Source organism: Micromonospora sp. NBC_01699, assembly GCF_036250065.1.
GTDB lineage: Bacteria > Actinomycetota > Actinomycetes > Mycobacteriales > Micromonosporaceae > Micromonospora_G.
Genome location: NZ_CP109199.1, coordinates 7,135,345 through 7,160,029, shown reverse-complemented (window position 1 = coordinate 7,160,029; position 24,685 = coordinate 7,135,345). Strand labels below are relative to the sequence as shown.

Here is a 24,685-nt window from a genome sequence, read left to right as displayed (position 1 = left end):
GCGGGGTCGGTAGGGCCGGTCGCACGCTCAGAAGGCGCAGGCGATCACCAGTTCGGAAGCGCGATCGGGCAGGAAGTCGAGCTTCGCGATCCGACCGGCCGCCCGCAGGTCGTCGGCGACCAGGGCCAACCGCTCCAACACCTCGGCCGGGCCGAGCGCCTCGGCCAGCGGCACGTCGGTCCGCATCGACAGCTTCCGGTCCGACTTGGCCCGGCGTACCTGGGTCAGCGCCGCCCCGGCGAGCCGGAGCAACTCCGGATCACCCGTCTGCGCCACCGCGTCCAGCTCGTACGTCGTCGGCCACGGCGCCTGGTGCACCGAGCCGTACCGCCACCAGGACCAGACCTCCTCGGTCACGTACGGCAGGAACGGGGCGAACAGGCGCAGTTGGACCGAGAGTGCGGTGGCCAGGGCCGCCCGTGCCGAGTCGGCGGCCGGCCCGGTGCCGTACGCGCGTTCCTTCACCAACTCGATGTAGTCGTCGCAGAAGGTCCAGAAGAAGGACTCGGTGGCCTGGAGAGCGGCCGTGTGGTCGTACGCGTCGAAAGCGGACGTGGCGGTGCCGACCACCGTGCGCATCCCGGCCAGCGTGGCCCGGTCCAGCGGCTCGGTGACCTCGGCCCGCAGCGCGTCGGCGGCGCCCAGCCCGAGCGCGAACTTGGACGCGTTGAGCAGCTTCGTGGCCAACCGCCGGCCGACCTTGATCTGGGCCGGGTCGAACGCCAGGTCGGTGCCGGGACGCCCGTTCGCCGCCCAGTACCGGACCGCGTCGGCGCCGCTTTCCTGAAGCAGCGCCATCGGGGTGACCACGTTCCCCTTCGACTTGGACATCTTCTTCCGGTCCGGGTCGAGGATCCAGCCGGAGAGCACCGCGTCCCGCCAGGGCAGCACGCCGTGCTCCAGGTGCGCGCGGACCACCGAGGAGAACAACCAGGTACGGATGATCTCCTGCCCCTGCGGACGCAGGTCCATCGGGAAGACCCGGTCGAACAGGTCCGGATCGGTCTCCCAGCCGCCGACGATCTGCGGGGTCAGCGAGGAGGTGGCCCAGGTGTCCATGACGTCCGGATCTGCGGTGAAACCGCCCGGCTGGCCGCGCTGCGCCTCGTCGTAGCCGGCGGGTGTGTCGCTGGATGGGTCGATAGGGAGCGCGGACTCGTCCGGCGTGAGAGGGTGGCGGTAGTCCGGCTCGCCAGCGTCGTCGAGCCGGTACCAGACCGGGATCGGCACCCCGAAGAAGCGCTGCCGGCTGACCAGCCAGTCGCCGGTGAGGCCGCCCACCCAGTGCTCGTACCGGTGCCGCATGTGTTCCGGCACCCAGTGCAGCTCCCCGCCCCGGGCCAGCAGCTCGGCCCGCAGCTCGGGGTCCCGGCCACCGTTGCGCAGATACCACTGCCGGCTGGAAATGATCTCCAACGGGCTGTCGCCGCGCTCGTAGAACTTCACCGGGTGGGTGACCGGCCTCGGCTCGCCGACCAGGTCACCGGAGGCGGTGAGCAGGGCGACCAACTCGCGCCGGGCCGCGTTCACCGTCCGACCGGCCAATGGCAGGTAGTGCACCGGGTCGACGCCGTCCGGCGGTTCGGGCAGCAGCCGGCCGGTCCGCCCGATCACCACCCGGGTGTCCAGGTGCAGGTCCCGCCACCAGGTCACGTCGGTCAGGTCGCCGAACGTGCAGACCATCACCAGACCGGTGCCCTTGGCCGGATCGGCCAGCGAATGCGCGTGCACCGGCACCTCGACCCCGAAGATCGGAGACCGTACGGTGCCGCCGACCAGGTGCGCGTACCGCTCGTCGTCCGGGTGGCAGACCAGCGCCACGCAGGCCGGCAGCAGCTCGGGTCGGGTGGTGTCGATCTCCACGTACCCGTCGGCGGGCCCGGTGCCGTCGGCCGCGACCGTGAAGCGGAGCCGGTGGTACGCCCCCGGCCGCTCCCGATCCTCCAACTCCGCCTGGGCGACCGCGGTGGCGAAGCCGACGTCCCAGAGCGTCGGCGCCTCGGCCTGGTACGCCTCACCCCGGGCCAGGTTGCGCAGGAACGCCCGCTGCGAGGTGGCACGGGCGTGCGCGCCGATCGTCGTGTACGTCAGCGACCAGTCCACCGACAATCCCAGCCGCCGCCACAGCGCCTCGAAGACCTGCTCGTCCTCGCCGGTGAGCTGCTCGCACAACTCCACGAAGTTGCGGCGGGAGATCGGAATCGGGTTCTTCCGCGCGTCGGCGGTGATCGGTGGCTGCGGCGGCTGCCAGTCCGGGTCGTACGGCAGTGTCGGCTCGCAGCGGACGCCGTACACGTTCTGCACCCGGCGCTCGGTCGGCAGGCCGTTGTCATCCCAACCCATCGGGTAGAAGACGGTCCGGCCGCGCATCCGCTGGAACCGGGCCACCGTGTCGGTGTGGGTGTACGAGAAGACGTGACCAATGTGCAGTTCGCCGGATACGGTCGGTGGCGGAGTGTCGATGGCATATACGCTCGCCCGCTCCCTTGAGCGGTCGAACGCGTACGTGCCCTCCTCCTGCCAACGGCGCGACCAGGTGTCCTCAAGTCCGTCCAGGGTGGGACGCTCGGGGACACCGGCGCGCTGGTTCCTCGCCGTATCCGTCATAACCTCGATGCTACCGAGCCGGCGGATCCCTCCGTGGGCGTCAATACCGACATCCGGGACGACAATCGGTCACCGACGGTGACCACCAGTGGTCGCCCGTGGAGCGCCCCGGCCCGTTCAGATCAGGGAGTCGCGCCACTGGTGGTGCAGGACGGCGTACCGGCCACCGGCCCGGATCAGGCCGGCCGGTGGGCCGTCCTCGACGATCCGCCCGGCGTCCACCACCAGCACCCGGTCGGCGATCTCCACCGTGGAGAGCCGGTGCGCGATCACCAGGGCGGTCCGGCCGCGCAGGATGGTCCGCAGCGCCCGCTGCACCAGCCGCTCGCTCGGCACGTCCAGCGACGAGGTCGCCTCGTCCAGGATCAACACGGTCGGGTCGGCGAGGAAGGCTCGGGCGAACGCCACCAGTTGGCGCTGCCCGGCGGAGAGCCGCCCGCCGCGCCGGTGCACGTCGGTGTCGTACCCGTCCGGCAGGGCGGTGATGAAGTCGTGCGCGCCGATCGCCCGCGCCGCCGCCTCGACCTCCGCTGCTGCGGCGCCGGGGCGGCCGAACCGGATGTTGTCGGCGATCGAGCCGCCGAACAGGTGGTTCTCCTGGGTCACCATCACCACCGCCCGGCGCAACCGTTCGTCGTCGATCTGCCGCAGGTCGACCCCGTCCAGGCTGACCGTGCCGGCGCTCGGGTCGTAGAAGCGGGCGACCAGCTTGGCCACCGTGGACTTGCCGGCCCCGGTAGCACCGACCAGCGCCACTATCTGCCCCGCCGGGATTCGCAGGGTCAGCTCCGGCAGCACCGGGGCCCCGTCCCGGTAGCCGAAGGTCACCCCGCGGAAGTCGATCGCCCCGCCGCCGGCCGGCAGCACCGCCGGCTTCTTCGGTTCCGGTACGCCGGGCTGCTCGTCGAGCACCCCGGAGAGCTTCTCCAGTGCCGCGGTGGCCGACTGGAGCGCGTTGTAGAACTGGCTCAGCTCCTGCATCGGCTCGAAGAACCGGCGCAGATAAAGCAGGAACGCCGCCAGTACGCCGATCTCCGCGTCGCCGCCCAGCACCCGCCAGCCGCCGTAGGTCAGCACCACCGCCACGGTCACGTTGCCGATCACCTTGATGCCGGGCGAGTAGGTGGCGATCAGCCGGAAGGCGCGCAGGTTCGCCCGCCGGTACTCGTCGTTGACGGTGGCGAAGATGTCCTGGTTGCGCGGCTCGCGGCGGAACGCCTGCACCGCCCGGATCCCGCCGAGCGACTCCACGAAGTGCACGATCACCAGGGCGACCGCCTCCCGCGTACGGCGGTAGGCGAGCCCGGAGGCGCGGGCGAACCAGCGGGAGATGATCAGCAGGAACGGGAAGGCGAGCAGGGTCACCGCGGCCAGTGGCGGGTCGAGCCAGAGCAGGACCCCGGCGACCGAGACGATGGAGAGCCCGGCCAGCACCAGGTCGTCGATGCCGCCGTCGACCAGTTCCGCTATCGAGTCCATGTCGCTGGTCAGCCGGGAGATCACCCGGCCGGAGGTGTACCGCTCGTGGAAGCCGACCGACAGACGCAGGAAGTGGTCGTACACCCGCTGGCGCAGGTCGATCAGGACGGCCTGGCCGATCCGGGAGGAGAGGGTGAGGAAACCGCGCTTACCCGCGTACTCGCCGGCGGTCGCGGCGACGAACGCGATAGCGATCCCGACCAGCAGCATCGGGTCGCCCTCGCGCAACGGGTCGATGGCCCGGTCGATGCCGAGCATCACCAGGTACGGGCCGGCCATGCCGGCGGCGTTCTGGAGCAGGAGCAGCAGCACCGCCACCCCGATCAGCCGACGGTGCGGCCGGAGCAGGGAGCCGAGCAGCGCCCGGCTGCGGGACCGGAGCCGGGCGAGCGCGCGGGAACCGCCGTGTTCGGCGGTGGTCCGCTCGGCATCCGGGTCGGTGGCGATGCCCCGCCAGTCGGCCAGCCCGCCGTCCGGGTCGGGAATCGGCGTGGTCGCGGCGGTCACGAGTGGACCAGGCCGGAGTCGTCGGGCTCCCCGGCGGCGGAGAGGACCGCCCGGTAGTCCGGCACGGTGGCGAGCAATTCCGAGTGGGTGCCGACGGCGGTGATCCGGCCGTCGGCGAGCAACGCCACCCGGTCGGCCAACGCCACGGTCGACGGCCGGTGCACCACCAGCAGTGCGGTGGTGTTCCGCAGTACCCGCGACAGGGCCGCCTCCACCAGTGCCTCGGTGTGTACGTCGAGCGCGGACAGCGGATCGTCGAGCACCAGCACCCCCGGTCGGCCGAGTACGGCGCGGGCCAGGGCGAGTCGCTGCCGCTGCCCGCCGGAGAGGGAGAGCCCCTGTTCGCCGACCCTGGTGGCCAGTCCCCACGGCAGGTCGTACACAAAATCGGCCTGGGCCACCGCGAGCGCGTCGCGGACCTCGTCGTCGGTGGCGTCGGGCCGGCCCAGGGTGAGGTTCTCCCGGACCGACATGGAGAACAGCGTCGGTTCCTCGAACGCCACCCCGACGACCCGACGCAGGCTGGTGAGCCGAACGTCCCGGATGTCCCGTCCATCCAGGGTGACCCGGCCGGCGGTGACGTCGTAGAGCCGGGGCACCAGGGACAGCAGGGTGGTCTTGCCGGATCCGGTGGCGCCGACGATCGCCATCGTCTCGCCCGGCTCCACCTCCAGGGTGACGTCGCGCAGCACCGGGCGGGTCACCCCGGGGTAGCCGAAGCCGACTCCTTCGAACCGGAGCCGGCCACGGACCATCGGCGGGTGCAAGGCGACCGCGTGTGGGCGGTCCACGATCGTCGGGGCGGTGTCGAGCACCTCGTGGATCCGGTCGGCGGCGGTGATCGCCTCCTGCCCGTTCGCGATGATCCAGCCGAGTGACTCGATCGGCCAGATCAGCATCAGTTGCAGCGTGACGAAGGCGACCAGCTCGCCGATGGTCAGCGCGTCCCGGGCCACCGCGACCGCCCCGGCGACCAGCACCACCGCCAGGGTCAGGTTCGGCACCAGGTCGAACTCCGCCGACGTACGGGCGAGCAGCCGGCCCTTGCCGGTGGCGGTGTCGTGCAACTGCTGCGCCCGTACGGCGAACCGGTGCGCCATCTCCGGCCGCCGCCCGAACGACTTGATCGTGCGCAGCCCCTGGGTCGACTCCTCGACCAGGGTGGCCAGGTCGCCCTGCTCGTCCTGTAGTTGCCGGGAGGCGGCCAGGTAGGAGCGGGTGAACCGGCGACTGATCAGGAACAGCGGCACCGCACTCGCCGCGACCAGCAGCCCGAGCGGCCAGTGCAGGTGGATCAGGAGCACCACCACGGCGAGGTAGGTGCCGGTGTTGACGATCAGGAAGAGCAGCCCGAAGGAGAGGAACCGCCGGATCACCGAGAGGTCGGTGGTGACCCGGGAGAGCAGTTGGCCGGACTGCCAGCGGTCGTGGAAGCCCACCTGGAGTTGTTGCAGGTGGGCATAGATGTCGTTGCGGATGGCGGACTCGATGCCGAGCGCCGTGGACGACTGCACCCAGCGCCGTACGAAGATCAGCACGGCCTCGGCCAGGCCGAACAGCAGGGCCAGGGCGCCGAGCCGGAACAGGCCGGCGGGGTCCTGCCGCGCGATCGGGCCGTCGACCACCTCCCGGATGACCAGCGGTACGGCGAGGCTGGCCCCGGTGGCCGCGAACGCGGCGATCAGCAGCCAGCCGAGCTGTCCGGCGTACGGGCGGACGTAGCGGCGCAGGCGCCACAGGTTGCGCGGGAAGTGCGGACTGGTGCCCGCTCGGGAAGTGGAGCCACGATCACTGTCCGGAGGCACTACTGAACGGTATCGGTAACTGCCGATTTGGTGGGAGTCAGCTTTTCGTCAACTGCCGCTCATGACCGAGCAGCCACTTCTTCACCTCCAACCCCCAGCGGAACCCGCCCAGGCCGCCGTCGGTGCGCAGCACCCGGTGGCACGGGACGAAGAGCGCGGCGGCGTTGCGGGCGCAGGCCGCCGCGGCCGCGCGAACCGCCCGTGGTCGGCCGGCCAGTTCGGCAAACCCGGTGTACGTCACCGGCTCACCCGGCTTGACCTCGCGCAGGGTCTGCCAGGCGTGGGTCATGAACTCCCCGCCGGTGTACTGCTCCACCGGCACCTCGTCGATCGCCGTCAGCTCACCGTCCAGATAGGAGCGGACCGCGACGGTCACCGCCCCGAGGTCGGCGCGGGGCCGGACCGGGGCGCGCAAACTCGGGTGTACGACCGCCAGCAGCGGCTCGATGTCGGCGGTGAAACCGGCCGCGCGTACCCGCCCGTCGGGGCCGGTGAGGATGGTCAGTGGACCGGTCGGGGTGGCCAGGGTGCTGCTGTTCAGCTCGTTCATGCTGCTCTCCAGAGTCGGATAGTGGCGTAGGAGCGCCAGGGACGCCACCGGGTGGCGTACTCGGCGAGGGTCGATGGTGTGTCGGGCAGGCCGAGCGCGGTCGCGCCGTGCCGTACGCCGAGGTCGGTGGGGAGGAACACGTCCGGGTCGCCGACCGCGCGCAGCAGGACGTACGCGGCGGTCCACGGGCCGATGCCGGGCAGGTCGGTCAGTTGGGCGGTGAGCTGCTCCCGGTCCGCCCCCGGATCGAGGTCGAGGGTGCCGTCGGCGACCGCTCGGGCCACCGTACGGATCGTCTCCCGACGGGCGGCCGGCATGCCGTACGCGGAGTCCGGCAGGGCGAGCAGGTCCGCCGCCGACGGAAACGCCCGCAGACCCGGTTCGCCGCCGCCGGTGCCGCTGTCCGGTTCGGCGGGTTCGGCTGGCCGGACGGGCTCGGTGGGCTCCCGCTCGGTCGGAGTGGCGCCGATCAGCCGGCCGAGCACGGTTCGGGCACCGGCGACGGAGACCTGCTGGCCGACGATCGCCCGGACGGCCATCTCGAAACCGTCGACGGCACGCGGTACCCGTACGCCGGGTTCCTTCGCGACCGAGGCGGTGAGCGCGGGGTCGGCGGCCAGGGTGCCGTCCACCGCCTCCGGGTCGGCGTCCAGGTCGAGCAGCCGGCGGCAGCGGGCCACCGCGGGCGCCAGATCGCGTACGTCGGCAAGGCGCAGGGTCGCCGCCACGTACCCCGGCTGTGGGGTCAGGGTCGCCTCGGCCGGGCCGTGCGGGAGCCGCAGCGCACGGGCGTACGACCCGTCGCCGACCCGTTCCACCCCCGGCAGGGCCCGCAGGGCGAAGAAGTCGAGCAGCGCGTCGACATGCAACGGCGCCCGGTACGCCAGCCGCAGCGAGACCGTGCCCGCCCCGGTACCGGACGGCCGATGCCGGGCGGTCGCCCGAAGCTGCGACGGGACGGCGGCGTACACCTCCCGGATCGTGTCGTTGAACTGCCGTACGCTGCCGAAACCGGCGGCGAACGCGATCTCGGCCAGGCCGAGGTCGGTGGTCTCGATCAGGATCCGGGCGGTCTGCGCGCGTTGGGCGCGGGCCAGGGCCAGCGGCCCGGCGCCGACCTGGGCGGTGAGCATCCGGTGCAGGTGACGTTCGGTGTAGCCGAGCCGGGCGGCCAGCCCCGGTACGCCGTCCCGGTCGACCACCCCGTCGGCGATCAGTCGCATCGCCCGGCCGACCACGTCGGCCCGCACGTCCCAGTCGGGTGAGCCGGGTGCCGCGTCCGGCCGGCACCGGCGGCAGGCCCGCAGCCCGGTCCGCTGTGCGGCGGCGGCCGACGGGAAGAAGTCGACGTTCTCCCGCTTGGGCGTGACAGCTGGGCAGGACGGCCGGCAGTAGATGCCGGTGGTCCGTACGCCGGTATAGAACCAGCCGTCGAACCGCTGGTCACGGCTGTCGACCGCCCGGTAGCACCGCTCGAAGTCCAACTCCATGTCACCGATCGTGCCCCGTGATCCGACCCCGTGCTAGCGGGATTCGGACGTCACCGTGCAGCCGTCCCGGCGGGGGTACCGGGGCCCTTGCGTATGCTGGTCTGTCGTGGCTATCTCGCTAGGTATCGTCGGCCTGCCCAACGTCGGCAAGAGCACGCTCTTCAACGCCCTGACCAAGAACGACGTGCTGGCCGCGAACTACCCGTTCGCGACGATCGAGCCCAACACGGGCGTGGTCGGGCTGCCGGACGAGCGGTTGGACAAGCTCGCCGAGATCCACGGCTCGCAGAAGATCCTTCCCGCGCCGGTGACCTTCGTCGACATCGCCGGCCTGGTCCGGGGCGCCTCCAAGGGGCAGGGCCGGGGCAACGCGTTCCTCGCCAACATCCGCGAGGCGGCGGCGATCTGCCAGGTGGTCCGGGCCTTCTCCGACCCGAACGTGGTGCACGTCGACGGCAAGGTCTCACCGGCCGACGACATCGAGACGATCAACACCGAGCTGATTCTCGCCGATTTGCAGACGCTGGAGAAGGCGCTGCCCCGGCTGGAGAAGGAAGCCCGGATGCGCAAGGACCGGGCGGCGGCGGTCGAGGCGGCCAAGAAGGCGTCCGAGCTGCTCAACACCGGCGTGACCCTCTACTCCGGTGCGGCCCGCGCCGGCATCGAGGTGGAGCACCTGCGCGAGCTGCACCTGCTGACAGCCAAGCCCTTCCTGTACGTCTTCAACGTCGACGAGGCCGAACTCGGCAACGCCGATTTTCTCGACGAGTTGCGCCTGCTGGTCGCGCCGGCCGAGGCGGTGTTCATGGACGCCAAGGTCGAGTCGGAGCTGATCGACCTGCCGGCGGAGGAGGCCCGCGAGCTGCTGGAGTCGATCGGGCAGCCGGAGCCGGGGCTGGACCAGCTCATCCGGGTCGGCTTCCGTACGCTCGGGCTCCAGACGTACCTGACCGCCGGGCCGAAGGAGGCGCGTGCCTGGACCATCCCGGTCGGGGCGACCGCACCCGAGGCAGCCGGGGTGATCCACACCGACTTCCAGCGCGGCTTCATCAAGGCCGAGATCGTCTCGTACGAGGATCTGGTCACCGCCGGCTCGATGGCGGCGGCGAAGGCGGCCGGCCGGGTCCGGCTGGAGGGCAAGGACTACGTCATGCAGGACGGCGACGTGGTCGAGTTCCGGTTCAACGTGTAGTGACGTTCCGGTTCAACCTCTGACGGAGTCGGCGCCCGGCTCAGCCCTTGCGTCCGGGCGCCAGCCCATTCAGATCGAGGGTGATCGTGAACGGTGTCGTGGTGCGCAGCTCGCTTCGATGAATTGCGGTCGGCACATACGACCGGGTGGGCACGTCGAGTTCATAGGCGTGGACCACAGGTGATCCATCCTCCTCCTCGATGCGCCAGTAGTTGGCGATGCCGGCTTCCGCGTATTTGCGCAGCTTGACCGTACGATCGCGGTGGGCTGACTCGGGGGAGACCACCTCCACGACCAGAAGAGTCTCCTCAGGCGTGTAGAACGTTCGGGACGGATCGTAGGATGCTGCTGCGGCCAAGAGGTCGGGCTCGGGACGATTCCATCTGTCGAGTCGGATCGTGATCTCCCGGTCGACCTCGACGCCTGGCGGTGCCTGGTCAGTGATGCTGTTCACCAGCGCGGTCACCACCCGTGCGTGCCAGACCCGCTGGGGAGACATCATGAAGACGAGGGCTCCATCGATCAGTTCGGTATGACGGGGTGCTTCGGCGAGTTTGTCAAGATCGTCGGCGTACCACCCCTCGGGGCGAGGCGGCCGCATCCACTCGGGCACCGCAGTCATGCCGTCACGGTAGCATTCGGTAGTCACGGCTCCGGCCCGCTGAGCTCGACCATCCCGGTGTTGCACGGCGACGGAATCCGGTCGAGTCCAGGTTCAACGTCTGGGCACGGCGAAGCAGTCGCGTTCTCGGCAAGCGGACGGGCCCTCCGACGAGCGCCGAGCATCGCCGCTGGCGGGATGGACGCACAAATTGCCCCTTCGTCAGTCCCTAGATCTGCTGCCTGTTGGCCATGCCCCGAGCGTCAGTGTGATGAACTCGCCTGGCTGGCCAGGAGAGCCGGTCCACGATGGGCCGCCATCGGCCCGAACCCGTTTCGGCCACCTGACGCCGAACACGACAGAGCCCCGGCGTGTCGCCGAGGTTCGGTCGTGCCGGGAGCTGTTCGGGTCAGCCTCGGCAGTCGTCCGACTCGCACTCGTACAGCGCTGTCACACCCTGCCCCCGGTCGCGATCGGAGAGAGTCAGCCGCTTCGCGGCAACCATGGCCCGCTGTCCCACCGAGCCGCTACCGGAGTCGAACCACACCTCGACCAGTTCGCTACGAGGTAGTTCATGCGGACCCACCGCAAGGATCGTCACGAGTTCGGCCTCCCGTTCGAACTGGTTGGATCGAATCGGGCCAGCACGGGGACCACCGTCTGCTCCGCGAGCGCATCCGCCGGATTGTTCGCGACGGGCACCACCCGTAACAGCTCGGTAGCCTCCGTTGCCGGGTCACCCTTCTGTTCGGTCTTCTGAGCCGCCGCAGCATCGAGCGCCGTCTGTCGGTGCCGCTTGGACCACCCGGTCAGTAGCCAGCTCCGCCGCTGGTGTCGTATCACGGTTCCGCCTCCCTCGATCATCGGGACAGCGGTTGATGCCTAAGAGTTGAGTCGCTGTCTCCAGGTGTAGCCTCGCGCTTACGCACGGGAAGCAGCAGGGGCGCCACGTTGCCACCACGCCGTTGCCAGAGCTGGCAACGCGCGGCGCTGGGGAGGCCCACGTTCGGGGAGCGGGCGATGGAGACGTTCGGACAGGCGGTGCGGCGGCTCCGTGGCGAGCTGGCCTTGCGCGAAGTCGCCCGGCTCGCTCACCTCGACCCCGGTCACCTCTCCCGTGTCGAACGCGGGAAGAGGCCCCCGAACGCGGATCTCGCGCGTGCTCTCGACCAGGCGCTCGGCACCGGCGGTGAGCTGGCCCAGATCGTGGCTGAGGCACAGTCGAGGCGATGGGACCTCGATCAATCCCGCCCGTGGCAGACCGTCGAGCTGTTGCAGCGGATGCGAGCGGGTGCCGTCACGCCCGGGACCGCCGAGTCCATCCAGGCCGCCGCATTCGAGCTGTGCTGTGAGTACCCCGTCCGCGAGGCAGCCACCTTGCGGAGGAAAGCGCATGGCTGGCTGGGGGAGGTGACAAGGCTCCTCCACCAACCCGTTGGGCTGGCCACACACAAGGAACTTCTCACGGCGGCGGGCTGGCTGACCCTGCTCACCGCCTGCCTCGAATACGACATGGGGATGCGGGTCGGTGCGGAAGCGACCCGGCTGGGCGCGCTGGAGCTGGGCAGGGAAGGCGGAAACCCGGAGATCGTCGGCTGGGCGTATGAGATGGCCGCGTGGTTCGCGCTCACCCAGTCCCGGTACCGGGATGTGCTCGATGCGGCCGAGACCGGCCAGGCCGCCGCGCCAAACGGGTCCGCAGCCGTCCAACTCGCCGGACAAAAGGCAAAGGCGTACGCCCGGCTCCGGGACACCGGAGCCGTTCGCGACATCCTCGAATGGGGCCGGGAGCGCCTGGCCGACATGCCGTACCCGAGCCGCACGGATCACCACTTCGTGGTTGACCCAGACAAGTGGGACTTCTACGCGATGGACGCCTACCGCCTCGCCCGCGACGACGAGCGCGCGGCACACCATGCGCAAACGGTGCTCGAACTCGGCACCGGACCCGATGGGGAACGCCCGCCCATGCGAATGGCCGAGGCCCGGCTGACGCTCGCGGCCGTGGCGGCCCGGGACGGGGAGCTGGAGCAGGCGGTCGCGACCGGGATCGGCGCTCTGGGCGGGACGAGGAAGTCCCTGCCGTCCCTCCTGATGGTCGCCGGGGAACTCGACGGCGAGCTGAGCAGGCGCTACCCCGGGGAGACCGAGGCCGCCGACTTCCGCGAAGTGCTCGACATGGTGCGAGGTGGGCACCAGCCGGCATGATTGCGTCGATTGGTCGAGTTCCAGTTCACCGTCTGAGGAGTCCCGGATGCCCGTTGGCTGGGAGTGGGACGAGTCCCTGTTCCGGGGCAGCGCGCCCTACTACGAGGCGGGCCGGCTGCCGTACGCTCCCGGGTTTGTCGATGCGCTGACCGATGCGCTGGCGCTCGACGGCACCGGTCGCCTGCTAGATGTCGGCTGCGGGCCCGGCACCGCCACCCTGCCGCTGGCCGGCTCGTTCGAGCAGGCCGTGGGAATCGACCCGGACACCGACATGCTCACCGAGGCCCGGCGGCGTGCCGAGCGCGACGGCATCGGCAACGTCAGCTGGGTACGCGCCCGCGCCGAGGACCTGCCCGCCGGACTCGGCACCTTCCGGCTGGCGTTGTTCGCGCAGTCCTTCCACTGGATGGAGCGCGACCGGGTGGCCGCGACGATCCGCGGCATGCTGCAACCGGGTGGCGCCTTCGTCCAGATGAGCGACGCCAAGGAGCCGGTGCCGACCAGCGACCTTCCGTTCCCGGTGCCGCCGTACGCCGCCATCGCGGAACTGGTCAGCGACTACCTGGGGCCGGTACGCCGAGCCGGTAAGGGTGTGCTGCGGCATGGGACACCGGGCGACGAGGCGGACGTGCTGAGCCGAGCGGGCTTTGCCGCCCCGCAGCGGTTGCGGGTGCCGGCCGGAGCCGTCCTGGAGCGTACGGTCGACGACGTGGTGGCCACGGTCTACTCACTGTCGTTCTCGGCGCCGCACCTGTTCGGTGAGCGCCGGGGTCGGTTCGAGGACGATCTGCGCGGCCTGCTGCACCGGTCGGCCGACCACGGAATCTTCGCCGAGCGGGTGCCCGACACCGAGCTGTTCCTCTGGCGCGGCTGACCGTAGGGGCCGGGGGAATGGTTCCGGCACCTGCGGTCAGCCGTCGGAACCAATCACCCCTCGTGGCCGGTGCTTGGACCCATCAGCACCACAGCCCGGCACCCGGTCGGGCCGCCCCGCGCCCCGCCGGGAACATGTGTCGGGTAACGACCCCTACCGGACCGATGTCGCCTCGGTGCTCACCGCCGGTGAGTACGTCGCGCTGCTGCGAGAGGTCCGGGAACAGTCTGGCCTGACCTACCGGGAGATCGAGCGCCCGCTCCGCCGCAGCCGGTCTCTGGTCACCCCGCAGCACGCTGGCCACCATGCTCGGCCGGGCCACCCTGCCCCGTGAGGATCCGGTTGTCGCGCTGCTGACCGTCTGCGGCGGAGGCAGCGGACCCTGCGGGAGGCGTTCCCGGAGGATCCGGCGGGAGCCGTACAGCTTGCCACCTGTCTGTCACAGCTGGATCCGTACTGGATCACGGGTGCCCCGGACGGATCGCGCCGGTGGGGTCTCTTCCAGTTCTCCGACCGGGAACTGATCGCGCTCGGGGTCGAGTCACGTGTCGCGCTGGACCTGCCGTGGAACGTACGGGCCGCCCGGACCGTCTGGAGCCGTACCGGGGACTTCCGCCACTGGGCGTGCGCCGCTCCGATCTGAGTCGGCCCTACGAGATGAAGTGCAGGATCACGTTGTGTACGTGGTGGCTCTTCTGGTCGCCACGGAACTCGACCTCGTAGGTGTGCGTACCGACGTGGATGGCGATCGCGCCGGTGGAGAAGAACGAGCCGCCCCAGGACTTGTTGCTCACCACGCTGACGCTGGTGATCTTCGAGTACGGAATGCTGGTGATGGCGAACTTCTTTCCCACGAACGACTTGTCCTGGATGATCACGCGGCGGTTGGTGAGCCCGACGAAACCGGTGCCGGCGCCGATCGCGTCGTAGACCGCGATGATCTCTTCGCCGTCGAGCAGTCCGCTCTGGATCTGCTGGAACTGCTCGCGCCGGTCATACGTGACGTTGTTGGCCATACCGTCGAGGGTAGGAGCGGTGCGCCACCCGCCACCCACGACGACGGCAACGGGTTCGTCCCGGTCCGCAGCGGGTAATTCCCGCCGTGATCTCGGTCCGGATCGGCTCCACCCGGCAGCGCCTCCCCGCGCTGCCGGCCGACTCGATCACGAAACGCGTCGACGCGATCCTCAGCGGATGGGCCGCGGCCAGCCGGGTGAAGGTCCGTGACCGGTTCCGCCAGATCGAGATCAACATCATGGTCGCGGTCCAGGCCGGAGTCGCGGCGGCGCTCTCCTGGGGGATCGCGCACGAGATCCTGAACACCCCGCAACCGGTGTTCGCGCCGGCCGCGGCGGTGGGCACGATCGCCTCGTCGGTCGGGCAGCGACTGCACCGCACCATCGCGCTGATCCTCGGGGTCGCCGTGGGCATCGGGATCGGTGACGTGCTGATGCTGTTCGCCGGTAACGGCCCGTGGCAGTTGGGGCTGATCGTCGGGCTCGCCGTGATCGGGGCGATCCTGCTCAGCGGCCGGGGCGTGCTGGTCGCCCAGGCGGGCGGTACGGCGGTGCTGATCGCCGCCCTGTCTCCGGAGGTGGGCGAACTTGAGTATCCGCGGTTCGTGGACGCGCTCATCGGCGGTGGGGTGGGGTTGGTGGTGGTACTGCTGCTCCTGCCGCTGAATCCGCGTCGGGTGGTGCAGCGGGCGGCCAGTTATCCGATTGAGGAACTGGCCCGGCAGTTGAAGGCGACCGGGCAGGCCATGGCCGCCCGGGACAGCGCCCGGCTGAGTCGCGCCGTGGAGGGTCTGATAGCGATCGAATCCGACCTGGAGAACCTCAAGACGGCGGTGGAGGGCGCGAAGGAGGTCGTACAGCTGTCTCCCGCCCGCTGGCATCGACGGCAGACCCTGGCGCTGTTCGCCCAGGGTGCCGAGCACATGGACCACGCGGTCTGGAGCAGCCGGGGGCTGGCCCGGCGCGCCGTCGGCCTGGTCGAGGACGACGAGCCGCTGCCCGCGGGTCTGCCGATCGCGGTCGACCGGCTGTCCGAGGCGGTGCTGATGCTGCACGACGAGTTCCGCCACGGTCGGGTCCCGGAGGAGGCGCGCAGGCGGGTGCTCCGCGCGGTGCACGAGGCGACGCTGGGCTACGAGGAGGGGGTCGGCCTGTCGGGCGCGGCGGTCGTGGCGCAGATCAGATCTGCGGCGATCGACCTGCTGAGGGCCACCGGGATCGAACGGGACGATGCCAACCGGCTGACCCACGAGGCCGCCGAGGCCGCCACCGAGCGGTGAGCGCGGTCGGCTCGCCGGGGTCAGTCGCTGCTGGTCAGGCTGCGGTAGACATCCTCGATCCGGGCAGCGAGGGTGACCACGTTCTCGGTGATCGTGTCCTCGTCCGGTGCACCGATCTTGATCTGGGTGTGGCCGTCGAGCCGTCGCATCTCCGGCCGGATGTGTACCGCGTCTGCGGCGATCTTGATGCGTTCGGTCAGCGCCGCGTGCTGGGTATCGTCGATAATGAGGGTGCGCTTGAGTTGGCGTCCCTCGCGAAGCCAGCCGGGCAGTAGGGTGAGCGCGTCCGTCAGGTAGTCACGCTGGGATCGGTTGCGCCAGAGCGCACGCTTCACGATGCCTCCCAAGCGTCGTTGCCGGCTTGTGGCCAAATCGTCGCTATCCCGTGTCCTAGTCGGTGTCCCCTAGTCTGTCGCCCGGCCGGCTGGTGTGTCCACGTCCACAGTTCCGTGTTCTTTTGCCCTACGGTCTACCCACGGCACCCGAATCGCCGATTGATCTGGCACCGTTGATGCCCGTGCAGACCGAACGGGCGAGTGAGGACAACGGCGCCGGCTACATTACCGAGCCGACTGATCACACAGTGCGAAGAATCAGGGTGATTGTCGGGGCCGCCATCATCGAGGAGGGCCGGGTGCTCGGCTGTGCCCGAGCGAAGCCGCCGGAGGCAGCCGGGAAATGGGAGTTTCCCGGCGGGAAGGTCGAACCGGGCGAAACCGAGATCGCCGCCCTGGTACGCGAGTGCGCCGAGGAACTGGCCGTCCGGATCGAGGTCGGCGACCGCGTGGGTACGGACGTACCGCTCGCCCACGGTCGGGCGGTGCTCCGGGTCTACCGGGCCCGCCTCCTCGGCCCCGACCGCCCGCAGCGGCTGGAGCACGCCGAGCTGCGCTGGCTCACGGCCGACGAACTCGACCACGTCCCCTGGCTCCCCGCCGACGAACCCCTCATCCCATCCCTACGCCCCCTCCTCCTCCCCTCCCACCCCCGCTAGCCCCCTCTAGCCCCGCCTAGCCCGCGATCTAGGGCAAATACGTGCTAGTGGATCTCCATCCACCACCATTTGCCCTAGATCGCGGGCTAGAGGGGGCGGCGCGGGGCGCGGGGGAGGGGGCGGGGGAAAACACGAGGGATCGGCGGGTTGGCGCCGATCCCTCGTGACGTGCGAGTTGCTGGGTGGGTTAGTCCTTTTGGTCCGGGTGGGCGTAGTTGAGGTGGTCGGCCGGCAGGGGGAAGGTGATGTCGTCGCCGAAGGGGGACGGGGCGGCCGGCCGGTCGAAGGTGAACTCGCTGAGCGGCATTTTGCCCCGCTCGTCCACCATGGGGGTGGTCGGGTGCGGCACCTGCCGGTGCCAGTTCACCCCGCGCAGCCCCTGCTCCTCGGCGGCCACGTCACCGGACGCGCCCCCGTGGGAGTTCGCGTCGGGGACGGCCGGGTCGGTGCGTGCACCGCTCTCGTCGCCGTCCGTCTGACCTCGTCGGAAGATCTTGCTACCTAGCCACACAAGAGGATCGTACCTGCGATCGACCACGCGTTCCTTCATCGGGATGATCGCGTTGTCTGTGATCTTGATGTGCTCGGGGCAGACCTCCGAGCAGCACTTGGTGATGTTGCAGTAGCCGAGGCCCTGTGACGCCTGGGCGTACTCCTTGCGGTCGGTCTTGGCGTCGAGCGGGTGCATGTCCAACTCGGCGGCCCGGATGAAGAACCGGGGACCGGCGAACGCCTTCTTGTTCTCCTCGTGGTCACGTACCACGTGGCAGGTGTTCTGGCACAGGAAGCACTCGATGCACTTGCGGAACTCCTGCGACCGCTCGACGTCGACCTGCTTCATCCGGTACTCGCCGGGGGCGAGGTCGGCCGGCGGGGCGAACGCGGGGGTCTCCCGGGCCTTCTCGTAGTTGAACGAGACGTCGGTGACCAGGTCCCGGATCACCGGGAACGTACGCAGCGGGGTGACCGTGACCGTGTCGGTCTCCTCGAACGTCGACATCCGGGTCATGCAGCCCAGCCGGGGCATGCCGTTGATCTCCATCGAGCAGGAGCCGCACTTGCCGGCCTTGCAGTTCCAGCGGCAGGCCAGGTCGGGCGCCTCGGTGGCCTGGAGCCGGTGGATGACGTCGAGGACAACCTCGCCCTCGTTCACCTCGATCTGGTAGTCCTGTAGGTCGCCGCCGGTCTCGTCGCCCCGCCAGACCTTGAAGTGGCGCTTCGTACCCATTACTTGCCCGCCTCCTGCGCGTGCACGCCGCCGGTGTGGACGCCCTCGCTGAGGGCGTCGAAGTCGGCCAACTCGTCTTCGGTCAGGTACTTGGACAGCTCCGTGCGGTCGAAGAGCTGGATCAGCTCGGCCCGCATCTTCGGCAGGGGCTTGTGCTCCAGCCGTACCTTGTCGCCGTCGAGCGAGCAGACCAGGTTGACCATGCGCCAGTCCGGCGCCATCTTCGGGAAGTCCTCCCGGGTGTGCCCGCCGCGCGACTCCTCCCGCTCCAGCGCCGCCTTCGCGGTGCACTCCGAGACGACCAGCATGTTGCGCAGGTCGAGCGCCAGGTGCCAGCCCGGGTTGTACCGCCGGCCACCGGTCGCCCCGACCTTCGCCACCCGTTCGCGCAGGTCGGCCAGGCGGACCAGGGCGTCCTCCAGCTCGCCCTTGCGCCGGATGATGCCGACCAGGTCGCCCATCACCGCCTGGAGGTCCTGCTGGAGCTTGTACGGGTTCTCGCCGTCGGGTCGCTCCAGCGGGGCCAGCGCCCGGTCCACCGAGGCCGCGACGTCGGTCGCCGACACCTTCGGGCGCGCGGTCAGCCCATCGGCGTACGCGGCCGCGTGGCCGCCCGCGCGCCGGCCGAAGACCAACAGGTCGGACAGGGAGTTGCCGCCGAGCCGGTTGGACCCGTGCATGCCGCCGGAGACCTCACCGGCGGCGAACAGCCCCTGGATGTGCCCGTGTGCCGCCGCGGTGTCCGGGTCGACCTCGACCCCGCCCATCACGTAGTGGCAGGTCGGACCGACCTCCATCGGCTGCTTGGTGATGTCGACGTCGGCCAGCTCCTTGAACTGGTGGTACATCGACGGCAGTCGGCGCTTGACCTCCTCGGCTGGCAGTCGGCTGGCGATGTCCAGGTAGACACCGCCGGCCGGGGTGCCGCGACCCGCCTTCACCTCGCTGTTGATCGCGCGGGCGACCTCGTCGCGGGGGAGCAGTTCCGGCGGGCGGCGGTTGTTGTCCGGGTCGGAGTACCAGCGGTCGGCCTCCTCCTCGGTCTCCGCGTACTGCTTGCGGAAGACGTCGGGGACGTAGTCGAACATGAACCGCTTGCCGTCGGAGTTCTTCAGTACGCCGCCGTCACCCCGGACGGACTCGGTGACCAGGATGCCCTTCACCGAGGGCGGCCAGACCATGCCGGTCGGGTGGAACTGGAGGAACTCCATGTTGATCAGGGTGGCGCCGGCGCGCAGGGCCAGCGCGTGCCCGTCGCCGGTGTACTCCCAGGAGTTCGAGGTGACCTTGTACGACTTGCCGACCCCACCGGTCGCCAGCACCACCGACGGCGCCTCGAACAGCACGAACTCGCCGGACTCCCGGTAGTAGCCGAACGCACCGGCGACCCGGGGCCCGTCCGGACCGGAGGAGTCGAGCAGCAGCTCGGTGATGGTGGTCTCGGCGAACACCTTGATCCGGGCGTCGTAGTCGCCGAACTCCCGCTTGTCCTCCTGCTGCAACGAGACGATCTTCTGTTGCAGGGTACGGATCAGTTCCAGCCCGGTCCGGTCGCCGACGTGCGCCAGCCGCGGGTACTCGTGGCCGCCGAAGTTGCGCTGCGAGATCTTGCCGTCCTTGGTGCGGTCGAAGAGCGCACCGTACGTCTCCAGCTCCCAGATTCGCTGCGGCGATTCCTTTGCGTGCAGCTCGGCCATCCGGAAGTTGTTCAGGAACTTGCCGCCGCGCATGGTGTCCCGGAAGTGGACCTGCCAGTTGTCCCGGCTGTTCACGTTCCCCATGGCCGCTGCCGCGCCGCCCTCGGCCATCACCGTGTGCGCCTTGCCGAACAGGGACTTGGAGATGATGGCGGTGCGCTTGCCGGCCATCCGAGCCTCGATCGCCGCCCGCAGGCCGGCGCCGCCGGCCCCGATCACGACGACATCGTAGTGGTGCCGTTCGATTCGCGTAGTCATGTCAGGCCCTCAGTTGATGAACCGCAGGTCGCCGAACCAGCCGGCGGACAGCGCCATGATGTAGAAGTCGGTGAACGCCAGCGTGCCCAGCGTGATCCAGGCGAGTTGCATGTGCCGGACGTTGAGCTTGGACACGAAGGTCCAGAAGCGGTAGCGCACCGGGTGCTTGGAGAAGTGCTTGAGCCGACCACCGGCGATGTGCCGGCAGGAGTGGCAGGAAAGCGTGTACGCCCACAGCATGATCACGTTTACCCAGAGAATCACGTTGCCCAGACCGAAACCGAAGCCCTCGGGGCTGCGGAAGGCGAGCACGGCGTCCCAGGTATTGATCAGCGAGATGACTCCGGCGGCGTAGAACGCGTACCGGTGCGCGTTCTGGAAAATCAGCGGGAACCGGGTCTCGCCGCTGTAGGTCTTGTGCCCGTCCGGGACCGCGCAGGCCGGCGGGGAGAGCCAGAAGGCCCGGTAGTAGGCCTTGCGGTAGTAGTAGCAGGTGAGCCGGAACAGCAACAGGAACGGCAGGGTCAGCGCGGCGTCCGGGATGATCCACCAGCCCGGCAGCACCCGGCCGAAGTGCGCCGCTTCGGGCAGACACCGTTCGGTCACGCACGGCGAGTAGAACGGGGTAAGGTAGTGATAGTCGTCGACCCAGTAAAAGTCGTGCATGAACACCCGGACCGTGGCGTAGGTGACCCAGGCGCCGAGCCCGATAACCGTGATCAGCGGTGCGAGCCACCAGCGGTCGGTACGCAACGTCCTCGCCGCAATGGCGGCGCGCGTGCGCGCACCCCCCGGCCTCGTTGCCGTCGTAGTCATTCCTATGTCTCCCTGACAGGGCCCTGTCTGGCTGACGGGCACGGATGGTGTTCCGGCGGGGGCGCGCGGAGGCAGCGATGCGAACCCACAACCGCGCCACCCGCGCGTAGTACACCAGGACCTATGCCTTCCGGCGCAGTTCGGCGTACACGTTACGCCGCACGCCGAGCGCACGATGCGCAAGGGAGTCTCGCGTGTGTCCTACCGGTTACGAAAGTCCCAGCCCCTATTCCGGCCATGGTTGTGCAGAACTTCACTCATGGTCGTGAGCGTGGGTGACGCCGCTGGTCAGCCGGAGGCGCCGCCGGTGAAGTTCCACGAGGCGAGCCGCAGGGCCGGCGCCGACCACCAGGAGGCGTCCCAGCTGTCCGGCAGCAGCGACGCGTACCGGCCGACGCCGAGCACTCCACCGGGGGCGAGCGCCTGTGGGTACGACTGGGTGAAGCGGAAGTTCCGTACCGCCGTGGTCACCTCGCCGTCCTCGACCAGCCACACCCCGTTGCGGGTCAGACCGGTGACGACCAGGGACTTCGGGTCCAGCACGCGGGTGTACCAGAAGTCGGTGACCAGCAGTCCACGCCGTACTCCGACGATCAGGGCGGCGGTGTCGGAGTCGACGACGGGCCCGGCGACCTCGGTCGGCCCGCTGCCGTTCTCGTCCTGCCCGTCGGGCAGCAGGCGCAGGTTGGTCGGCACCGCGCCGAAGGACGGGCCACCGGCGAGCGCGTGCCCGGTCGAGGTCGCGCCGGCCTCGGCCGCGGTCCGGCGGTCGTGCGTGACCGTACGCGTGACGCCCCGCTCGACCAGCGCGACCCGGCGCTTGGGCGTGCCCTCGGTGTCGTACGGCAGGCCGAGCGTGTCGAGCGCGTCGTCGACCAGCGTGATCGCCGGGTCGAACTGCGCCACGCCCGGTTCGGCGAAGGACCGACGCTCGTTGTACGCCTTGCCGTTGAAGCCGAAGATCGCCAGGTTTTGCAGGATGTCGACCACCGCGGTCGGTTCCAGCACGACCTCGTAGCGTCCCGGTGCCAGCTCGATCGGTGCCGCCCCGGCGCGGGCCTTCGCCGCGGCGCGGGCGCCGAGCACCGCACCGTCCAGATCGGATAGGCGGCCGGTGTTGCGCCTGGCCACCCCGTCGATGCCGCCGGTTCGGGCGATCCCGTCCATCGCCGCCTCGGCCGACCGACCGGTCACCGCCTGCCCGGCACTGTTCGCGAACGCGCCGGCCCAGTTCACCGTACGGCAGTAGCCGGCCGTCTCCAGTCCGCCGGCCGCGTCGACGAACGCCCGGACCCGGTCGGCCCGCTCGTCCGGTGACGCGTGCGCGGTGGCGGAGTCCCAGTTGCCCGGTGCGACCGGGGATGCCGGGGCCAGTCCCGGCCAGGCCGGGTCGGGCGGGCAGAGCCGGGCGGCGGCCACGGTCCGCTCCACCAGGACGCGCAGTCCCTCGTCGGTGACGACGGTGCTGGAGCCGGCGGCGGTCCGGCCGTCCACGTGCAGCCGCAGCCGGAGCCCGGTGGTCTCGTCGGCCACGTTCTGGTGGATCGACGAGTTGGCGAACCGGGTCAACGCCCGGTCGGTGTACGTGGCGGCGGCTTCGGCCTCGGCCTCCGGGCCGGCGATCTCCCGGACCAGTTCCACCACTCGACCGGCGAGATCGAGTTCCCGGCTCATCGAGACAGTTCCCTTCGCTTGTCGCGTACCGCCGCTGGTGCCGTGCCGGTCATCCGCGCACCCCCACCCGTACGTTCGTGAAGCGGGCCGGTGCGGCCGGGTGGCCGGTGTGGCCGATCTGGCCGGGCTGGCCCTTGCCGCAGTTGGGGGTTCCCCAGGCGATCGACTCGCCGGAGAGCATGTCCATCGAGCGCCAGAACTGCGGCCCGATGCCGGTGTAGGTGGGGTTGCGCAGCATCCGTCCCCGTCGACCGTTCTTGACCTCCCAGCCGACCTCGCAGCCGAACTGGAAGTTGAGCCGTTTGTCGTCGATCGACCAAGATCGGTTGATGTCCATCAGGATGCCGTCGTCGGTGGCGTCGATGATCTCGTCCAGGCTGTGCGGTCCCGGCTCCAGGCCGACGTTCGTCATCCGTACCATCGGCAGCCGCGACCAACCGTCGGAGCGCACGCTGCCGGCGTAGTCGAGACCGGCGACGGCGGCCGAGTCGCGTCCGGCCAGGACACCGACCCAGCGGCCCTCGCGGACCGCGTCGCGTTTCGCCGCCGGGGTGCCCTCGTCGTCGAAGCCGAAGCTGCCCAGCGCGCCGGGGATGGTCGGGTCGATGGTGATGTTCATCAGCTCGGAGCCGTACCGCAGGCTGCCGAGCTGGTTGAGGTCGAGCCACGAGGTGCCGGCGAAGGCGGCCTCCCAGCCGAGGATCCGGTCGAGTTCGATGGCGTGTCCGACCGACTCGTGGATCTGCAACGCGAGCTGTTCGCCGCCGAGGATCAGGGTCGTCTCGCCGGACGGGCACATCGGCGCGGTGAGCAGCTCGCGGGCCTCCTCGGCGATCCGGGCGGCGTGCGCGCCGAGGTCGAGCGAGTCGATCAGCTCCCAGCCGCTGGTGCCGTACTGGCCGCGGTAGCTGGGGTAGGAGCGGCGCTGGGTCTCGCCGTCGCCGATCACGGTGGCGGAGATGCCCGCGCCGCACTCGCGGATGCGCTGGTCGATCCGGTGTCCCTCGCTGGAGACGAACCACTTGCTGGTGTCCCAGATCTGGTAGCGCCCCTCGGCGAGGTCCGCGCCGTGCTCGTGCGAGAGCTTGGTCGCGTGCACCAGCAGGTCGCCCTTGTCGGCGAGGGCGACCGAGAGCGGGTCCGCCTCGCAGGCCGAGGCCCAGGTGCCGCTCTGCCCGCCGGTCGGGACCAGGTCGACGGCGGGACCGGGCACGCGGGCGCTGGCCGTGGCGATCCGCGCGGCGCGGGTGCCGGCCGCGCGGGCGGCGGCGTCGGAGAGTTCGGGTACGGCGAAGAAGCCCCAACTCGACCCGACCAGTGCGCGTACGCCGATGCCCGCGTCCTCGTCCTGGGTGAGTTGCTCGATCTCGCCGTTGCGGGCGGACATCGACTCGTAGCGCCGGTGCATCACCCGTGCGTCGGCGTAGCGCGCGCCCGCGTCCAGCGCTGCCTGCACCGCGGCCGTGGCCACGTCGAAGTGGGTCATGACCCGACCCTAAACGAGATTGCCGATCAGTGGCGGGGCAGCAGTGCGGTCGGGTTGATCTCGGCGATCACCGGTTCGGTGAGGTGCAGGATGTCGCCGGGCTTGGTCACCGACTGCTCGACGTAGTGGCTGCCCCGGAGCCGGTACAGGTGCAGTGCGCCGGTGTCCTGCTCCACCAGCAGGTACCAGGGGATGGCGGCGGTGGCGTAGTAGTGCATTTTCAGCACCCGGTCGGTGGACGCGTTGCTCGGCGAGAGGATTTCGCAGACCAGGTGCACGGCCGCGGCGTCGACAACCGGCTCGTCGAAGTCGATCTCCCCGGTGATGACCAGGTCCGGGATGGGCATCCGGCCCGGCCGGAGCCGGACGTTGACCGCTTCCAGCACGTGCAGGCCGGCGGTTTCGGCGCCCGGATCGAGGGCGCCGGCCAACCGGCGGGACAGGTGCTGGTGGCGGGGGGTGGGTGCCGGGGTCACGTAGAGGCTCCCGTCGAAGAGTTCCACCCGTTCCGGGGTTTCGCCGAGTGCCAGGTAGTCCGCCTCGGTCCATGGCCCGCCGTGTCCGAACAGTGCCGAGGTCATGGTCACCTCCGACTTCTCCCGGCGATCGGCGCCGCGTAGCGACGTTTCGCTGCCAGTCTCGCACAGGCGCCCGGCCGGTTACGGCATTACGTACGGTAGCGATCAAGCATAGGTCGGGGACGTCGTGGAGTTGGTGTGGGTCGATCCGATCCCGTCCGCGCGATCCCGTTTACGGGTGGTTCGGCGGCCGGTTCGGTCGGGGGTTGTCAGCAGGTCAGCCACTTATGTTAACGGTTTAATTTAGGTTGAATTAGGACGGTGATCGAAGACCGTCCTCGATGCAGAGTCGTTACTGTTTGCCGGCTGACAGTCCTCTATCCGTAGCTTAGTTTCGCCCTCTGA

The 24,685-nt window shown here is 70.1% G+C and carries 19 protein-coding genes; 5 read left to right on the top strand and 14 right to left on the bottom strand.

Features of this window, described 5'->3' with window-relative positions:
- Window positions 1–27 precede the first annotated feature (27 nt).
- The 5 genes from valS to OG792_RS29365 form a co-directional block, all read right to left on the bottom strand.
- Window positions 28–2,607, bottom strand: a complete 2,580-nt coding sequence (gene valS, locus OG792_RS29385) for a valine--tRNA ligase (RefSeq protein ID WP_329104337.1) — start codon at window positions 2,605–2,607, stop codon at window positions 28–30.
- A gap of 117 nt (window positions 2,608–2,724) precedes the next feature.
- Window positions 2,725–4,593 carry an ABC transporter ATP-binding protein gene (locus OG792_RS29380; protein WP_329104335.1) on the bottom strand — a complete coding sequence of 623 codons (1,869 nt, stop codon included), beginning with the start codon at window positions 4,591–4,593 and terminating at the stop codon, window positions 2,725–2,727.
- Window positions 4,590–6,398, bottom strand: coding sequence for an ABC transporter ATP-binding protein (locus OG792_RS29375; protein WP_442932322.1), 1,809 nt, complete (start codon window positions 6,396–6,398; stop codon window positions 4,590–4,592). Before OG792_RS29375 ends, OG792_RS29380 begins: the two co-directional genes overlap by 4 nt.
- A gap of 37 nt (window positions 6,399–6,435) precedes the next feature.
- A complete protein-coding gene (locus OG792_RS29370; protein ID WP_329104332.1) occupies window positions 6,436–6,948 on the bottom strand; it encodes a methylated-DNA--[protein]-cysteine S-methyltransferase in 513 nt (170 codons plus the stop codon).
- A complete protein-coding gene (locus tag OG792_RS29365) occupies window positions 6,945–8,438 on the bottom strand; it encodes a DNA-3-methyladenine glycosylase 2 family protein (RefSeq protein ID WP_329104330.1) in 1,494 nt (497 codons plus the stop codon). The genes OG792_RS29370 and OG792_RS29365 overlap by 4 nt, the downstream gene beginning before the upstream one ends.
- A 106-nt stretch (window positions 8,439–8,544) precedes the next feature.
- Here OG792_RS29365 and ychF point away from each other — a divergent pair, with 106 nt between their 5' ends.
- Complete coding sequence (ychF, locus tag OG792_RS29360; RefSeq protein WP_329104328.1) at window positions 8,545–9,630, top strand: redox-regulated ATPase YchF; 1,086 nt, start codon at window positions 8,545–8,547, stop codon at window positions 9,628–9,630.
- Between the two features lie 40 nt (window positions 9,631–9,670).
- Here ychF and OG792_RS29355 read toward each other — a convergent pair whose 3' ends face one another.
- Window positions 9,671–10,252, bottom strand: coding sequence for a Uma2 family endonuclease (locus OG792_RS29355; RefSeq protein ID WP_329104325.1), 582 nt, complete (start codon window positions 10,250–10,252; stop codon window positions 9,671–9,673).
- A 999-nt stretch (window positions 10,253–11,251) separates the two neighbouring features.
- On the opposite strand from OG792_RS29355, the gene OG792_RS29350 reads away from it, so the two are divergent.
- A complete protein-coding gene (locus OG792_RS29350; protein WP_329104323.1) occupies window positions 11,252–12,439 on the top strand; it encodes a helix-turn-helix domain-containing protein in 1,188 nt (395 codons plus the stop codon).
- A gap of 46 nt (window positions 12,440–12,485) precedes the next feature.
- Complete coding sequence (locus OG792_RS29345) at window positions 12,486–13,313, top strand: class I SAM-dependent methyltransferase (RefSeq protein WP_329104321.1); 828 nt, start codon at window positions 12,486–12,488, stop codon at window positions 13,311–13,313.
- Window positions 13,314–13,963: 650 nt separating this feature from the next.
- Here the strand turns inward: OG792_RS29345 and OG792_RS29340 are convergent.
- Window positions 13,964–14,329, bottom strand: coding sequence for a PH domain-containing protein (locus tag OG792_RS29340; RefSeq protein WP_329104320.1), 366 nt, complete (start codon window positions 14,327–14,329; stop codon window positions 13,964–13,966).
- 86 nt (window positions 14,330–14,415) lie between these two features.
- Between OG792_RS29340 and OG792_RS29335 the strand changes: the two genes are divergently transcribed.
- Window positions 14,416–15,609, top strand: coding sequence for an FUSC family protein (locus OG792_RS29335; RefSeq protein ID WP_329104317.1), 1,194 nt, complete (start codon window positions 14,416–14,418; stop codon window positions 15,607–15,609).
- A 20-nt stretch (window positions 15,610–15,629) separates the two neighbouring features.
- Here the strand turns inward: OG792_RS29335 and OG792_RS29330 are convergent, their stop codons facing one another.
- Window positions 15,630–15,944: a 4a-hydroxytetrahydrobiopterin dehydratase gene (locus OG792_RS29330; RefSeq protein WP_329104315.1), complete on the bottom strand. Its 315-nt coding sequence runs from the start codon at window positions 15,942–15,944 to the stop codon at window positions 15,630–15,632.
- A gap of 182 nt (window positions 15,945–16,126) precedes the next feature.
- Between OG792_RS29330 and OG792_RS29325 the strand changes: the two genes are divergently transcribed.
- The gene (locus OG792_RS29325) at window positions 16,127–16,603 is read left to right on the top strand and encodes a (deoxy)nucleoside triphosphate pyrophosphohydrolase (protein ID WP_442932515.1); all 477 of its coding nucleotides are present in this window, start codon (window positions 16,127–16,129) and stop codon (window positions 16,601–16,603) included.
- A gap of 187 nt (window positions 16,604–16,790) precedes the next feature.
- Here the strand turns inward: OG792_RS29325 and OG792_RS29320 are convergent, their stop codons facing one another.
- The 6 genes from OG792_RS29320 to OG792_RS29295 all read right to left on the bottom strand — a co-directional run bounded on the left by OG792_RS29320 (window position 16,791) and on the right by OG792_RS29295 (window position 24,343).
- Window positions 16,791–17,831, bottom strand: coding sequence for a succinate dehydrogenase/fumarate reductase iron-sulfur subunit (locus tag OG792_RS29320; protein WP_329104311.1), 1,041 nt, complete (start codon window positions 17,829–17,831; stop codon window positions 16,791–16,793).
- Window positions 17,831–19,786, bottom strand: a complete 1,956-nt coding sequence (locus OG792_RS29315) for a fumarate reductase/succinate dehydrogenase flavoprotein subunit (protein WP_329104309.1) — start codon at window positions 19,784–19,786, stop codon at window positions 17,831–17,833. The genes OG792_RS29320 and OG792_RS29315 overlap by 1 nt, the downstream gene beginning before the upstream one ends.
- Before the next feature lie 9 nt (window positions 19,787–19,795).
- The gene (locus OG792_RS29310; RefSeq protein WP_329104307.1) at window positions 19,796–20,602 is read right to left on the bottom strand and encodes a hypothetical protein; all 807 of its coding nucleotides are present in this window, start codon (window positions 20,600–20,602) and stop codon (window positions 19,796–19,798) included.
- Window positions 20,603–20,890: 288 nt separating this feature from the next.
- Window positions 20,891–22,276, bottom strand: a complete 1,386-nt coding sequence (locus OG792_RS29305; protein WP_329104305.1) for a TldD/PmbA family protein — start codon at window positions 22,274–22,276, stop codon at window positions 20,891–20,893.
- 49 nt (window positions 22,277–22,325) lie between these two features.
- Window positions 22,326–23,762: a TldD/PmbA family protein gene (locus OG792_RS29300; protein ID WP_329104303.1), complete on the bottom strand. Its 1,437-nt coding sequence runs from the start codon at window positions 23,760–23,762 to the stop codon at window positions 22,326–22,328.
- 26 nt (window positions 23,763–23,788) lie between these two features.
- Window positions 23,789–24,343 (bottom strand): Uma2 family endonuclease, encoded by a 555-nt coding sequence (locus OG792_RS29295; protein WP_329111505.1) that lies wholly within the window; start codon window positions 24,341–24,343, stop codon window positions 23,789–23,791.
- Window positions 24,344–24,685: the final 342 nt, after the last annotated feature.

Bases quoted from the DNA above. Each gene is read 5' to 3' on its own strand.
- OG792_RS29345 (WP_329104321.1), top strand. From the start codon at position 12,486: ATGCCCGTTGGCTGGGAGTGGGACGAGTCCCTGTTCCGGGGCAGCGCG.
- OG792_RS29355 (WP_329104325.1), bottom strand. From the start codon at position 10,252: ATGACTGCGGTGCCCGAGTGGATGCGGCCGCCTCGCCCCGAGGGGTGG.
- OG792_RS29305 (WP_329104305.1), bottom strand. From the start codon at position 22,276: ATGAGCCGGGAACTCGATCTCGCCGGTCGAGTGGTGGAACTGGTCCGG.
- OG792_RS29295 (WP_329111505.1), bottom strand. From the start codon at position 24,343: ATGACCTCGGCACTGTTCGGACACGGCGGGCCATGGACCGAGGCGGAC.
- OG792_RS29365 (WP_329104330.1), bottom strand. From the start codon at position 8,438: ATGGAGTTGGACTTCGAGCGGTGCTACCGGGCGGTCGACAGCCGTGAC.
- valS (WP_329104337.1), bottom strand. From the start codon at position 2,607: ATGACGGATACGGCGAGGAACCAGCGCGCCGGTGTCCCCGAGCGTCCC.
- OG792_RS29370 (WP_329104332.1), bottom strand. From the start codon at position 6,948: ATGAACGAGCTGAACAGCAGCACCCTGGCCACCCCGACCGGTCCACTG.
- OG792_RS29340 (WP_329104320.1), bottom strand. From the start codon at position 14,329: ATGGCCAACAACGTCACGTATGACCGGCGCGAGCAGTTCCAGCAGATC.
- OG792_RS29320 (WP_329104311.1), bottom strand. From the start codon at position 17,831: ATGGGTACGAAGCGCCACTTCAAGGTCTGGCGGGGCGACGAGACCGGC.
- OG792_RS29350 (WP_329104323.1), top strand. From the start codon at position 11,252: ATGGAGACGTTCGGACAGGCGGTGCGGCGGCTCCGTGGCGAGCTGGCC.
- OG792_RS29310 (WP_329104307.1), bottom strand. From the start codon at position 20,602: ATGACTACGACGGCAACGAGGCCGGGGGGTGCGCGCACGCGCGCCGCC.
- OG792_RS29315 (WP_329104309.1), bottom strand. From the start codon at position 19,786: ATGACTACGCGAATCGAACGGCACCACTACGATGTCGTCGTGATCGGG.
- OG792_RS29300 (WP_329104303.1), bottom strand. From the start codon at position 23,762: ATGACCCACTTCGACGTGGCCACGGCCGCGGTGCAGGCAGCGCTGGAC.